Origin of the sequence: Methyloversatilis sp. RAC08, from assembly GCF_001713355.1 — a bacterium.
Lineage (GTDB): Bacteria > Pseudomonadota > Gammaproteobacteria > Burkholderiales > Rhodocyclaceae > Methyloversatilis.
In genome coordinates this window covers 3,321,389-3,335,140 of the sequence record NZ_CP016448.1, presented here as the reverse complement: position 1 = coordinate 3,335,140, position 13,752 = coordinate 3,321,389, and the positions used below count along the sequence as shown (strand labels likewise).

The 13,752-nt window shown below is 60.8% G+C and carries 11 protein-coding genes; all 11 read right to left on the bottom strand.

The window, feature by feature from the left end; genetic code table 11:
• Positions 1 to 17: 17 nt before the first annotated feature.
• Positions 18 to 2,420: an efflux RND transporter permease subunit gene (locus BSY238_RS15090; RefSeq protein ID WP_069039870.1), complete on the bottom strand. Its 2,403-nt coding sequence runs from the start codon at positions 2,418 to 2,420 to the stop codon at positions 18 to 20.
• A gap of 17 nt (positions 2,421 to 2,437) precedes the next feature.
• Positions 2,438 to 3,445 (bottom strand): WD40/YVTN/BNR-like repeat-containing protein, encoded by a 1,008-nt coding sequence (locus BSY238_RS15085; RefSeq protein ID WP_069039869.1) that lies wholly within the window; start codon positions 3,443 to 3,445, stop codon positions 2,438 to 2,440.
• 211 nt (positions 3,446 to 3,656) lie between these two features.
• Positions 3,657 to 4,163 (bottom strand): acetone carboxylase subunit gamma, encoded by a 507-nt coding sequence (locus tag BSY238_RS15080; RefSeq protein WP_069039868.1) that lies wholly within the window; start codon positions 4,161 to 4,163, stop codon positions 3,657 to 3,659.
• Between the two features lie 38 nt (positions 4,164 to 4,201).
• Complete coding sequence (locus tag BSY238_RS15075; protein WP_069039867.1) at positions 4,202 to 6,526, bottom strand: hydantoinase B/oxoprolinase family protein; 2,325 nt, start codon at positions 6,524 to 6,526, stop codon at positions 4,202 to 4,204.
• A 12-nt stretch (positions 6,527 to 6,538) separates the two neighbouring features.
• Positions 6,539 to 8,632: a hydantoinase/oxoprolinase family protein gene (locus BSY238_RS15070; RefSeq protein ID WP_236952600.1), complete on the bottom strand. Its 2,094-nt coding sequence runs from the start codon at positions 8,630 to 8,632 to the stop codon at positions 6,539 to 6,541.
• A 620-nt stretch (positions 8,633 to 9,252) separates the two neighbouring features.
• Positions 9,253 to 9,906 carry a glutathione S-transferase family protein gene (locus BSY238_RS15065; RefSeq protein WP_069039865.1) on the bottom strand — a complete coding sequence of 218 codons (654 nt, stop codon included), beginning with the start codon at positions 9,904 to 9,906 and terminating at the stop codon, positions 9,253 to 9,255.
• Positions 9,907 to 9,936: 30 nt separating this feature from the next.
• A complete protein-coding gene (locus BSY238_RS15060; protein ID WP_069039864.1) occupies positions 9,937 to 10,566 on the bottom strand; it encodes a glutathione S-transferase family protein in 630 nt (209 codons plus the stop codon).
• Positions 10,567 to 10,586: 20 nt separating this feature from the next.
• On the bottom strand, positions 10,587 to 11,183 hold the full coding sequence (locus BSY238_RS15055) for a peroxiredoxin (protein WP_069039863.1): 597 nt from the start codon (positions 11,181 to 11,183) through the stop codon (positions 10,587 to 10,589).
• Complete coding sequence (locus BSY238_RS15050; RefSeq protein WP_069039862.1) at positions 11,180 to 11,617, bottom strand: hypothetical protein; 438 nt, start codon at positions 11,615 to 11,617, stop codon at positions 11,180 to 11,182. Before BSY238_RS15050 ends, BSY238_RS15055 begins: the two co-directional genes overlap by 4 nt.
• A complete protein-coding gene (locus BSY238_RS15045) occupies positions 11,614 to 12,261 on the bottom strand; it encodes a 3-oxoacid CoA-transferase subunit B (protein ID WP_069039861.1) in 648 nt (215 codons plus the stop codon). The genes BSY238_RS15050 and BSY238_RS15045 overlap by 4 nt, the downstream gene beginning before the upstream one ends.
• A gap of 1 nt (position 12,262) precedes the next feature.
• A complete protein-coding gene (locus tag BSY238_RS15040) occupies positions 12,263 to 12,961 on the bottom strand; it encodes a CoA transferase subunit A (protein ID WP_069039860.1) in 699 nt (232 codons plus the stop codon).
• Between the last annotated feature and the right edge of the window lie 791 nt (positions 12,962 to 13,752).

The following is a 13,752-nucleotide window of genomic DNA, read 5'->3' as shown; positions in this document are numbered from 1 at the left end:
GGCGAGGCAAGCGACCCTCACACAACTACTGCAGATCCCTCGGCGCGCTCGATCGGGCGCTCTTTGCTCCCCACGACGAACGCGGGGCGGAACACATATACGATTGCGGGCATGATGAACAACGCGCTGAAGGCCGAAATGAAGAGCCACAGAGCGATCAGCAGGCCCATGTCTGCCTGAAGCCTGAGTGAAGAGAAGCTCCACAGGCCCACGCTGGTAATCAGCGTCAGCGCGGTAAGCAGCACGCCACGCCCCTGACTTGTCAGACAGTTCAGGATGGCCTTTTCCACGTTGTCATGCAGGTGCAGTTCCTCGCGGATGCCATCAACGATGTAGAAGGTGTAATCCACCCCCAGACCGATACCCAGCGCCACCACAGGCAAGGTGTTGATGTTCATGCCGATGTCGTTGTACGCCATGTAGCTGAAGGTGATCGTGTTCGACAGCATCACCGGAATCATGAAGAACACCCCGGCGACCATCGAATGGAAGGTCACGGTGCAGCACACCACCAGCACGAGGAGCGCCAGCGCGATGGCTTCGATCTGTCCTGCGAGAATGACCTCATTGACCGCGGCCAGCACCCCGACAAGACCGCCGGCGAGCAGGTATTCGGCGTTTTCGATCGGATTCTGCTTCACGTAATCCTGCACACGTGCCACGGCGGTACGGATCGTTTCGCCCTGGTGATCGCGGAAGAACAGCGTGACGGCCCCGTTCAGCGCATCGCTGTCGGCGTAGCGATCCATGTCGCCCGGGTCGGAACCCGACACGAACATGTAGGTCAGCTCGCCGTTCTCGCCCGCATCGTTGCCGAGCTCTCCGTACATCGGATTGCCTTCGCGCAGCACACGACGCACCTGCGGCAGGATGTCGGCCAGCGAAATGCTGCCGCCGACTTCAGGCTGGGCTTCCATGTAGCGCTGGAAGTTGGCCATGCTCTGCAGCACCTCCGGTTCGCGCAGCGAACCTTTTTCCTTGCCTGCGACCACAACGAACATGCGGTCCGAACCCTGGAACTGGCGGTTGATGTCAGCCGCATCGGTGTTGTACTGCGAATCCGGCCACAGAATCGGCGACCCGGGATTCGCGTCACCCACCTTCAGGTTGAACGAATACCAGAAGGACACTGCGAATACCGCCAGTGCCACACCCAGCACAACGAACCGTGCCTTGGTGACCACGATGCTTGAAGCAAGATTCAGAATGACCATCAACACCGGACGGATATTGATCGGATGCACGAATCGGTGGCTGTATGAACCATCGGCGTTCTTGCGCGGGTTGAACCACGACAGCAACACCGGCGTCATGATCAGCGCACCGATGAAGATCGCGAAAATCCAGACCGTACCGATGTAGGAAATCTTCTCGAGCATCGGAATCGGAGTCAGCGCCACGACCAGCACACACCCTGCATCGGCAACGATCGCAAGCAGACTGGGCTTGAACAGGTGCTTGGCGCTCGCCACCGCTGCGTCGGAAGCTTTGGCCGTTCCGTGCGCGATCTCATCGTCGAAGCGTGAGATCAGCTGCACCGAATTCGAGATCGCCTGAGCCGTGATCAGGAAAGCCACCACGATGACCAGCGGATCGAGGTGGAATCCCATCAGCTTTGCGGCACCCAGCGCCCAGCAGGCGCTGATGATGGCTGCGATCAGCGGAATGATCGTGCCATGCACGGTACGCGTGATCAGCAGCAGGATCAGCACGAGCGACGCGATCGCTGCGAAGAAGATCTGGATCGTTTCGTCGAGGTAGAAATTCACCCAGCCATACAGCACCGGTTCACCGACGACGCGAACGAGCACGCCATCGCCTTCGGCTTCCTTCACCAGGCCCATGATCTGATCAAAGGCCTTGCTGTAGTTGATTTCCGTATCGAGGAAGTCTGCCGTGATCAGCGTCGCCTTCAGGTCGATCGACACATACGGGCCGTAGATCAGCGGATTGTTCAGCACAGCCTCGCGCAGGATGGCCATTTCCTTGTCATCCGCAGGCAGTCGCGGCCACATGATCGGGCGCGACTCGACCCCCTCGGTGGATGCGCGAACTTCCTTCGTCTTCTTGGAGGCGATGGACACGATCTGATAGGTATCGACCGCATCCACCTGCTGCAGACCGACCGTCAGCTTCTGGACCTTTTCAAGCACTTCCTTCTTGAAAATATCGCCGTCCTTGACTTCGACCATGATGCTGACCATGTTCGAGCCGCCGAAGGTGGACTTGAATTTCTGATTGACCTCTACGTAAGGGTGGTTTTTCGGAAGCAGATCGCTGAACACCGTCTTCACCTCAACGAACGAGGCGAGATAGGCCATGACGACCGTGGCAATCAGGACCGCGAGTACGACCGGTATCCGATTCTTGATCAGCAACGCGAACGCATGTTCGACCTTGCTGAAAGTAGTATTTTTCACGCGATTCTCCTTGCCTACTATCGACCGACGACGGTGATCTTTCCGTCTTCGAGAATTCCGAGATTTGCGCCGGCCACAAAGTACTTCGAGCCGGCCCGGACGATCTGGGTGCGCCACGCGACGTCACCTTCGGCAAGACGCCCGGCAGTCCACTCGGTGGCGTCCGCGTTCGACGTGACCTTCACACCCTTGTCGCCGACTGCAATCCAGCTGTTTTCATCCCAGATGACATCGAGCAAGTGTTCGCGCGTGAGGCCGGGTACCGAGCGCCAGGTCACGCCCGCGTCGTCAGTTACCAGCAGCGTTCCGGTCAGGCCCACGGCGACGCCATGCGTCGCGTCACGGAAGGTGACTGCCATCAGACTGGACTGATTGTCGGTTTCGACCGGCGTCCAAGTCTCTCCGCCGTCTTCGGTACGCATGATCGAACCGATCTCGCCTACCGCCCAGCCTGACTGACCGACGAAGTAGATGGCGTTCAGTGCACGGTCATCTTCCGGAAGCAGCCGCGTCCAGTTCGCACCCTTGTCGGTTGATTTGTAGAGCCCGGAAAACTCGCCAACGGCCCACGCCGTGTCGCCGAATACACGCACACGGAACAGCTTGTTGGGATTTTCGGACTTCGGAGTGTTTGCAAGCTTCCAGCTCGCGCCGCCATCCGTGGTGTGCAGGATCGTGCCTTCGTTGCCCGCTGCGACCGCGGTCTGTGCATCCCAGGCTGCTATGCCTTGAAGATTCACAAGCGTGGGAGTGGGCTGTCTAAGCCAGGTCTTGCCGCCGTCGTCGGAACGGACGATCTTGCCTGCCGTACCCGCTGCCCAGGCAATCTGCTCGGTGGGGGTGATGATGCTGAAGAAGTTGTCGCGCCGTTCGATCGGCTTCGGTTCAACCTTGGTGATGACTGCTTCCGCCTTGACGAAGAAGCCGGCGTAAAGCAGACCGCCAATAATGATGATCGGGAGTAATTGAGTAATGATGCTCAGTATCTTCTGAACACCACCGCCAGAGTCTCTTGCCTGTTGCATCTTCAGTCTCCTTCACGCGTCATTTCGTGCTCTGCGCGCGACGCTTTTCATGACCTGTCTTCGAAGTTCGGCACGACCGTTCCCTACGGCGGTGTAGAGCGCTTCGGCTCTGCCGGCATCAAGTACAGGGTGTTTGGAGGAACGCAGCCGGCTGTAGCCGGCTGCGAACTGGCCCCTGACCTCCTCCGGTCAGGGGCCACGCGTACCTTGTTTAGGCAGCGCGTTCGGGTACGGGCAAGCCCACCCACTCCTTGTAGAACGTTTCGATGTCCGGCTCGAAGTCATGGATCACCGGGTACCACGGGGTCGGAGCTTCGACGTCGTGCATCGTGCCGCAGCTCGGGCAGTAGTACTCGCGATAAACCTGCCACTTCGTGTCCGGAGCCATCAGCGCCGGATAAACGTCGGCCATCGCTTCTGGCGTGTCACGCACGTAGATGTTCGCGAACAGCTTCCAGTTTTCCTTGTAGCCGCAAAACTCGTGGCCACAATCGCACTTGACGATCCACTGCTTGTTCTTGGCCGACTGCACGATGTACAGATGCGGGCCCAGCGGAAGGACGATGCGATCCGGAAACGTCACCTTCGCCTGCAGTGCTTCCACGTACATGCCGAAGCGTGCCTTGTCCTTCGGCATCGACAGCATGCGGAACGTCGTATCCCAGTCGAGGGTGCCCGCGGCCAGGTGTGCTACTTGCTCTTTGTTGTAAGTCGACATTTGCTACTCCTAGATTCGCTTAACGTTCAGGTCGGAAATTATTCTTCGACCTGGACGATGGTACGGACGTCCGGCATCAACGACAGGTCCATACGGAACTTGGACCCGTACGACGGAACACCCAGCTCGGTTTCCAGAACATCCCAGTCAGCCGGCAGGTTCCAGAACGTCTTGAATTCGTTCTTGAACTTTTCCGACAGTGCGAAGCTGGTAGCAAACATGTGCTGAACCGGCGTGGATGCGTGCTTGTTGATGATGCGGGCACGCTCTTCCTTCATCCACTCGCGGGTCGGCACCGAGCGTGCGATACGTTCCTTGCGGAATTCGGCACGACGGGCAGCGGTCTTTGCAGCATCAACCGTGTAGACACCCTTGGCGTTCTGCGTAACGACGGCAGCGTAGACCTTGGCAGCGAATTCCGGCAGCAGGAACAGCTCATTCAGGTCCTTCTCGATCGACTTGACGTCGCGATCCAGCGGATCGCCGAAGCCCGGGCCACCACGCAGGTAGTTCAGGTACAGATCGTGGTTGGCGTAGCAGTCTTCCGTCGTCATGCACTGCTTGTCGCGCTTGACGAGCGACGTTGCATCGATGCTCTGCTCGTAGATGTGCAGGCCCGGATCCAGATCGGCGCCCAGCGGGATCGCTTCGCCGTTGGCGATGCGGCGCTCGAGGCCCGTGTTGTGGGCTTCGAAACGGTAGCCGGTTGCCGACGGGTAACCACCCATCAGACCCCAGTCACTGTTCATGTAGCCGTTGCCCATGAAGAACATCGACCAGTCCTGGGAATTCCACACCATACGCAGGGTTTCGAAGCCGCAGCCGCCACGGTACTTGCCGTAGCCGCCGGAATTGGCCTTGACGTTGCGACCCAGGTACAGCAGCGGTTCTGCCATTTCCCAGATTTCGATGTCGCCCATGTCGCCTTCCGGATTCCAGATGGCGGCAGCGTGGTTCAGACCGTCCTTGACAGCGCAGGCACCGGTGCCGCACGACGACGCTTCGAAGCTGTTGACCGCGTGGATTTCGCCGTCCTGGTTGATACCGCCACCTTGCAGCCAGTTCGACGTGTTGGCGTTGCCGGCATTGACTTCTTCGAGGTAGCCGCGGCTGAAGTAAGCCTGCGACAGACCGCGCCACAGAGCCGACCAACCCGACACCAGGAAGTGCCATGCGTAAGCGTGGCCGGTGCGGCGGTCATCCGGGTTGCACCATGCGCCCTTCGGCAGGTGGAACTCGGTCGCGTAGTAGGCACCGTCATTGATACGCTGCGTCGGAACGAGGGTCTGGCACATCATCACCCAGATGCCGCTGGTGAAGGCGACCTGGTGGGCGTTGAAGGTATGCCAGCCCCAACGGCTTGCACCTTCGAAGTCGAGGCGCCACTTGCCGTTCTCCTTGATCGTCATCTTGCACGGCGAGTGCATGATCGAATCAAGCTTGGCAAACTTGCTCGACACACCGATGTCTTCGTGAGCGTACGGCACATCGACGAAAGCGACCTTGCGATAAACGCCCGGGATCGTCATGTCCTTGATACGCATCATCAGGCCGCGACGACCTTCTTCGATGACTTCGTAGGCGAACTTTTCGTACGCTTCGATGCCGTCAGCCGCGATCACTTCTTCAACCAGTTCGCGGATCATGTGGCAGCCGGCGATACGGGTCTTTTCGTCAAGGATCCAGTACTTCGGCGTACGGACCGAACGCTGCGACTCATGCAGCCAGTCGCGCAGCGGGGTGTCATTCACACCGGTCTTGCGGCAGGTGATCATGTAGCCGTCGCCGAAACGCGAAGTCTGGCCCGTCGACATCGAACCCGGCGTCACGGCACCGGTGTCGATCACGTGCGTCACACCACCCACCCAGCCGATCAGACGGCCGTCGTGGAAGATCGGGACGATGGTCGCGATGTCGCACGGGTGGACGTTGCCGATGGCGCAGTCGTTGTTGGTGAACATGTCACCCGGGGCGATACCGGGATTGGCTTCCCAGTTGTTCTCGATCATGTACTTGATCGCAGCGCCCATCGTGCCGACGTGGATGATGATGCCGGTCGAGGTCAGAACGCAGTCGCCGACTGCGTTGTACAGCGTGAAGCACAGCTCGCCTTCCTGCTCGACGATCGGGCTGGCCGCAATCTTCTTTGCGGTTTCACGAGCGTGAACCAGGCCGCCGCGCAGCTTCGAGAACAGCTTCTCGTAGCCGATCGGATCGCGTTCGCGCAGTTCGAGGGTTTCCAGTCCGTTGTAGCAGCCGGTTGCTGCGGTGCGCTCCATGATGCCGGCGCGGAACTGGGACAACGTCTGGCCGTTCTTCAGCAGATCGGCAAAACCGGTTTCAGTGTTGCTGAGCATATTCATAGTTGTTTCTCCTCACTTGACTTCTTTGAGATGGAACAGGCGATGCTTGTCGACCGTGGTCTCGAAGCCATTCGGCACGACGAACGTGGTAGCGTCCGACTCGATGATCGCGGGTCCGACGATGTGGTTGCCGGCCTTCAGCAACTCCATCTTGTACAGCTTCGCATCGACCCACTTCTTGTGACGGTAGAACGGACGCGTACCGAGGAAGGCTTCGGCCGGCGGCGTCGGGCCACCATCCGGATCTTCCGGCAGCACCGGCTTCTGCGTCACGACGGTACCGCGCATGATCGCGCCGGTAGCCGAGTTGCCCAGTTCCGGCGAACGTGCCGAATTGGCATACACGCGGCCGTAGGTGGTTTCGAAGGCTTCGACGATCTTGTCCCAGTCCGCTGCAGTCGATGCATTGGTGATCGGGGAAATGATTTCGAGGTCGTTCAGCTGGCCCGTGTATTGCATCTTGTAACCCGGGATCAGCAGCACGTCTTCCGGCTTGTAGCCATTGATGACGAACTCTTCGACCACCTTGGAGGCCAGTTCGGCCCAGGCGCTCTGCAGCACTTCGCACGCCGCGATCTTGGCTGCATCGGTGCCATGCTGCGGCACAGCCAGGTCAACCGACTTGTCGTAGCGGTATTCGAAGTCTGCGCAGGCGCAACCGAAGGCTGAGAAGCCAGCGGCCCATGCCGGAACGACGACGTCCTTGAAGCCCACGCCTGCGGTGTAGCCGTAGGTGTGAACCGGACCGGCGCCGCCGTACGAGAAGCAGGTGAATTCCGTCGGGTTGTAACCACGGGCGCTGATGTTGGCGCGCAGGTATTCCGACAGCGTCAGGTCAAGCAGTTCGATCACGCCGGCTGCTGCGTCTTCGACCGACAGGCCCAGCGGGTCAGCGATCTGTGCCTTGATGTGGTCACGTGCGCGCTGTACGTCGAGCTTGATCAGGCCGCCGAGGAAGTTGTTCGGGTTCAGGTAACCCAGCACAACGTGGCAGTCCGAAACCGACACCGTATCCAGACCGCTTTCCGGCCAGCAGGTGCCGACACGGTAACCGGCGCTGTCCGGGCCCAGCTTGATCGACTTCGAGTACGGATCGATACGAACGAACGAACCTGCACCGGCACCGACCGAGTCCATCGCCACCAGCGGCAGCGACAGCACGAGGCGCGCCATGTCCGGGTCGGACTTGATCGCAAACGAACCCTTGGTGATCAGTGCCACGTCGAACGACGTGCCGCCGATGTCCGAGCACGCGATGTTTTCGTCACCGAGGCACTCGCCGAGCATCTTCGAACCGATCACGCCGCCGATCGGGCCGGACACGATGGTACGGGCCAGTTCCTTGGCCTTCCAGCTGATCGTGCCGCCGTGCGTAGCCATCACGCGCAGGTCGAACTTGGCACCATGCTTCTTGAAACGATCGCTCACCAGCTTCAGGGTCGCACGCGACGGTTCTGCGCCGTAGGCTTCCAGAATCGTGGTGTTCATGCGGTGACTTTCCTTGCGCTGCGGGTAGTAGTCCACCGAGGCGAAAACAGGAATGTCTGCACCGAGCTTCTTCAGCTCTTCCTTGCAGGCGTCGCGAGCCAGCTTTTCGCTGTCTTCATTCTTGTGCGACTGAAGCAGGCAGATCACGATGGCCTTGGAACCGGCTTCAACCAGTTCGCGCGTGGCCTGACGGACTTCTTCGACCCGCAGCGGGATCACGATCTTGCCTTGAACGTCCGTACGCTCGGTCACGCCACGGGTGCGCGAAATCGGCACCAGCGGCTCGTCGTAGCGGTGGGTGTTCAGGTGAATGCGGTCTTCGAGGGCGTAGCCGAGGTAGCTCTGCAGTGCGCGGCCCATCGAGTGAACCTGCTCGAAACCCTTGTTGCAGATCAGGCCGACATCGAGGCCCTTGCGCTGCAGTACGCGGTTCAGCATGGCGGTACCCGAATACACGCAGGTCACCAGCTCCGGATACACATCGTCAACTTCGCGGCCCCAATGCGCCAATGCATCGACCGAAGAGTTGTAGATCGCCAAGGATTCATCCTCGGGATTGCTTTGTGCTTTGCCGACCACGAAGCGGCCGTCAGCACGGACAAAAAAGGTGTCAGTCATGGTGCCGCCTGCGTCAATCCCCAGCACCTGAACCGACGAGTTTTCGATCGTCATCTCCACGTCTCCATTTAATTAACCTGCCTGTGTTTGCTTCCGGCCCGCCCGAACGGACCGGCCTTTATTGATCGACCGTCGTGCAATCGAACACTTCTTCTCTGCAAGGAAGGTGCCAGCGTGCATTCGATCACGCAAAACAAGCCCAAGCATTTGTTTTGTAATAACTAAAGTCCAATACCCGTCGCCGGCGCCCTGAACCGTACGACCGTCCGGACGGATGGAATTCGGACGGCTTGCTCGAAGCGGACCGTCTGTCGGTCGGACAGTCCGTCCGGACGCATGCAGAACAGGGGACTGGCGAGGACAGCCGGATGTTGCGACGCAACATGTCAAATCGCTTGAAACGGCTTGCCGCCGCCACGGGCGCGGAATGGGCCATCGTGACGATGCGATGCGGCCGACATGAATGCACGCTCGACGCACAGCGAAATGATTCAACGGATGTTCATTCGAACGGCGTTCCGATGGGCGAACAGGAGGCGAAAACGCGGGCACTTCCGCGTAGCAGACCGCGCTTCGCGAGCCTCGGGAAAAGCGTCGAATGGAAGTCCGGATGCGCGTGCTCAGCGCAAGAGGATGGATTTGACGCGATACACCTGCTCGGCCGGTTCGAACGGCCGTGGCACGGATACACCACGTCGACATGCTTCGCGCGCGGATATCCTTTCGATCCAGCGCGCCAGCGCGCGGTAGGGCGTCATGTCGATGCCGGACCAGGCATGCATGCGTACGCACGCCCACTGGGCGATATCGGCGATGCTGAAATCCCCGGCGAGGTATTCATCTGCCTGCAGTTGCGCATCAAGGCGGGCAAACAGCGCGCGCAGTTCGCTGCGCGAGGCGCCGCCATTGCCTGCTGGGTCGGACGTGACGCGTCGTGTCAGAGCGGAAACGCCGCCGGACACCGGGTTGGCAAAATCCGTGGCGAGCCATTGCTCGACCCGGGCCCGCCCGGCTTCGTCGCGCGGCATCAGGCGTCCGGTCTTGTCCGCCAGATAGAGCAGGATGGCCCGTGACTCGATCACTGCGTGATCACCGGCCGTGCGATCAACGATGGCCGGCACGCAACCGCACGGGCGGATGCGCAGAAAATCCGGCGCGAGCTGCGGATCGCTGCAGGCGTCTACGGGATGAACGATGTAGGGGAGGCGCAACTCCTCGAGCGCGATCGACACCTTCCAGCCATCGGGTGTCGGTGCGGTGTAAAGATCAATCACCTGCGCGTCCCCTGAATCGTCAGCCCGGCGTCAGGCCTTGGCGCTCGGACGGGCGCTGACTTCGTCGAACCAGCGCTGCAGGTTCTTGCAATCGGCCGGAATCTTGATGTCGGACCAGAACGCAAATTCGACGCTGCAGAACAATGTGCAGTCGGCGATCGAGAACATGTCCCCCGCGATGAAGCGGTTGTTGGCAAGTTGCTCGTCGAACTTCCGGAAGAACAGCTCCAGGCGCATGCGGCCGCGATCGACCAGCGCGGGAATCTGCGGCACCGGCACGGCGAATCCGGGCAGGCCACGGTCGATGAAGGCTTCGTGCGTGTTGCGGAACACCTCGCCGGCGGCCATCATGCCTTCGTCGAAGGCACGGCGCTCCCACATTTCGACGACGCCGCGCTCGTAGGCATTGCGGCCGAACATAGGGGGCGACGGATACATCTCGTCGATGTAGCGCGCGATGGCAATCGATTCACCCAGTTGACGGCCATCATCGAGTTCCAGCATCGGCACCATGGCCTGCGGAAACTTCGCGATGTAGTCGGGGCGCAGTTTCAGGTCGTCACCGCCGACCTCGATGATTTCGATGTCGAGTCCCTTTTCCGCGATGCACATGCGGGCGCGTTTCGGATTGGGTGCTGCGTGCCAGTCGTACAGTTTCATCGGGGCGATCCTCCTTGTTGTCACAACATGTCCGAATGTTCGGCGAGGTACTTGGCCACACCACGGTCTGTCGGCATTACGCCGACCCTGCCTTTCTGCCATCCCGCCGGACACACCTCACCGTTGCGCTCGGTGTGCTGCAGCGCATCGATGACGCGCAGAAGTTCATCGATGTCCCGCCCGATGGCGAGACTGTTGACGATCTGGTGCTGCACGATACCGTCCCTGTCGATCAGGAAGGTGGCGCGCAATGCCACGCCGGTCGGGCCTTCGACGTCGAAGGCCCGAACCACCGCGTGGGTCACGTCGCCGATCAGCGGATAGCTCAACTGACCGACTCCGCCCTCTTCCCGCGGCGTCTTTTTCCACGCAAGGTGGGAGAAGGTCGAGTCGATCGAGCACCCGACCACATCGACCTGGCGCCGCGAGAACTCGGCCATGCGGTGTTCGAACGCAATCAGTTCCGACGGACAGACGTAAGTGAAGTCGAGCGGGTAGAAGAACAGCACCACATAGCGCCCCCGATAGTCGGCGAGACGAAACGGCCGGAAATCGTTGTCCGGCCAGACCGCACTCTCCGTGAATTCGGGGGCGATGCGCCCGACCAGCGCACTCACGCCCGGCCCTTTCCCGACTCGCCAAAACCGAATTGTTCGGCACGGAAGGGGCGACGCGCCAGGCTCGCCAGCGTGTCCGGATCACAGCCTTCCGGATGCCGCCACGCCATCAGGCGCTGGTAGCTCGCGAGCAGCTTCATGAAACGCGGCAGGGCGCGATCCGGCAAGGCCGTATTGTCGTAAAGCTCCATCAGCTCGCCCAGCTCGCGTTGGTCGAAGCCGAGCTGCACGGCCGCGGCAGCAATGATCAGACGATCATCGTCGTCGCAGCGGAAGCCGTCGTCGCCCTCGGGCACGATGATGCCGAGCGTTTCGAAAACACCGAAACGGCTCAGTGGCAGACCGTAGCCTTCGACCAGCTGTTCGCGGCTGAGAGTGCGCCCCGCATCTGCAGGCCGCGCGGCCGACTTCGCTGAAGCGGCCGCGGGTTTCATCGCATCACCACCGGAGCGGTATGGATCGGAGCGCCGGTCTTTTCCTGCACCTCTTCCAGGCTGACGCCCGGTGCGAGTTCGCGCAGTTCCAGTCCGTCCGGCGTCACCACGAGCACGCACAGATCGGAAATGATCATGTTGACCACGCCGACGCCGGTCAGCGGCAGATCGCAGTTCCTGAGGATCTTGTGCTCACCCGCCTTGCTGCAGTGGTCCATCAGCACGATCACGCGCTGCACGCCGGCCACCAGATCCATCGCGCCGCCCATGCCCTTGACCAGCTTGCCCGGAATCATCCAGTTCGCCAGGTCACCGTGTTCGCTGACCTGCATCGCGCCCAGGATGGCCAGATTGATGTGCCCGCCGCGGATCATTCCGAACGAATCGGCGCTGCTGAAGAAGCTGCTGCCCGGGATGGTGCTGACCGTCTGCTTGCCGGCATTGATCAGGTCCGCGTCGACTTCGCTTTCGAGCGGAAAGGGGCCGATGCCGAGCAGGCCGTTTTCCGACTGCAGCCAGACATCCATACCGTCCGGGATGTGGTTGGCCACCAGCGTGGGCATGCCGATGCCCAGATTCACGTAATAGCCGTCTTTCAGTTCGCGCGCGGCGCGCCGCGCCATGTCGTCTCGTGTCCAGGCCATGTCATTGCTGCCTTGTGGTGAGTTTTTCGATGCGCTTCAGCGGTGCGGTATTCACGATGATGCGATGCACGAAGATGCCGGGCGTGTGGATCTGATCCGGATCCAGCGCGCCGGTCGGCACGAGCTCCTCGACTTCGACCACGGTTACCTTGCCGGCCGTCGCCACCATCGGATTGAAGTTGCGCGCGGTCTTGCGGTAGATCAGGTTGCCCGATTCGTCCGCTTTCCACGCCTTCACCAGCGATACGTCGGCGCGCAGGGCATGTTCGAGCAGATAGCGCTGACCGCCGAACTCGCGCGTTTCCTTGCCGTCCGCCACCGGCGTACCGACGCCGGTGCGCGTGTAGAAAGCCGGAATGCCGGCGCCGCCGGCACGCAGCTTCTCGGCCAGACTGCCCTGTGGCGTCAGTTCGACTTCCAGTTCGCCGGACAGCAGCTGACGCTCGAACTCCTCGTTCTCGCCGACGTATGAAGCGATCATGCGATGCACCTGGCGGTTGCCGAGCAAGCGCCCGAGACCGACGCCATCGATGCCCGCGTTGTTGCTGATCACCGTCAGATTCTTCACGCCGCTGTCTGCCACGGCGTTGATCAGCAGTTCCGGAATGCCGCACAGACCGAAACCGCCCACCGCGAGCGTATGGCCGTCGGTGATCAATCCCTTGAGCGCGGTGACCGCGTCCGGGTAAAGCTTTTTCATCTGCCTCCTCCTTGTGCCTGCACGCACTTTTGGTCGCAACACTCCATGTCGGTGTGCCGCCGACCAGCAGTAGCGGCCAGCAAAGCCTGTGCCTGCGCGGGCATGCTGCACTGCACTCATTCCAAACCCTTGTTTTTGAATCCCAAAAATCCGGGTGTCCGAACCATGACGACATGTCCGGACGGTGGGCAGTCCGGAAATCGTCCGTCGCCATCAGTCCGGGGTTCGACTTTCAGCCGACCGACTGCATCCGGATGGCAACGCACGTCGTAGAGACGTCACGAATGATGAATGCCTGCGAACGCCCGCGCGGCAGCGCGAAGAACGTTGTCGACGAGGAACATGTTGCGCACTAAGGAATCTGATGCTAAATCTTAGGTCTGTCGAAAGCTCTGGCAAAAAGCGCTGTCATGCCCTCGTGCTGGCAGCGTTTTCCGTCAGGGCACGCACGATGACCGCATCCGCGAACAGCAAGCCGATGCGACACAAGAGTTTTCCGGTTTCCGAAGGCATGTACGAGATTCCTGAGTCACCGCAATGCCGTGTCAGCGTGGGGCCGCGTGCCGCGTTTCTTGCCTCGACACACCTCACTCTGCGCAATGCACCACGATTCTCGTCCCGTGCAGGACACCCACCCCATGCAAGGCTGGCGGACGGCTCTGACCTCGCCGTCATGACAGCGCAACGCCGCATAGTCCGCCCCCGGTCCGGGAGGCGGACATGTAGGGAGGTCGCGGGCGACACACGTCGCCCTTCAGTCAGACATCGGCCATGACGGAATTCAACAGCCC

What these genes read in the sequence shown, in the direction of transcription:
- BSY238_RS15085 (WP_069039869.1), bottom strand. Translation starts at nt 3,445, where the DNA reads ATGCAACAGGCAAGAGACTCTGGCGGTGGTGTTCAGAAGATACTGAGC.
- BSY238_RS15075 (WP_069039867.1), bottom strand. Translation starts at nt 6,526, where the DNA reads ATGAATATGCTCAGCAACACTGAAACCGGTTTTGCCGATCTGCTGAAG.
- BSY238_RS15050 (WP_069039862.1), bottom strand. Translation starts at nt 11,617, where the DNA reads ATGAAACCCGCGGCCGCTTCAGCGAAGTCGGCCGCGCGGCCTGCAGAT.
- BSY238_RS15080 (WP_069039868.1), bottom strand. Translation starts at nt 4,163, where the DNA reads ATGTCGACTTACAACAAAGAGCAAGTAGCACACCTGGCCGCGGGCACC.
- BSY238_RS15070 (WP_236952600.1), bottom strand. Translation starts at nt 8,632, where the DNA reads ATGACTGACACCTTTTTTGTCCGTGCTGACGGCCGCTTCGTGGTCGGC.
- BSY238_RS15040 (WP_069039860.1), bottom strand. Translation starts at nt 12,961, where the DNA reads ATGAAAAAGCTTTACCCGGACGCGGTCACCGCGCTCAAGGGATTGATC.
- BSY238_RS15060 (WP_069039864.1), bottom strand. Translation starts at nt 10,566, where the DNA reads ATGAAACTGTACGACTGGCACGCAGCACCCAATCCGAAACGCGCCCGC.
- BSY238_RS15045 (WP_069039861.1), bottom strand. Translation starts at nt 12,261, where the DNA reads ATGGCCTGGACACGAGACGACATGGCGCGGCGCGCCGCGCGCGAACTG.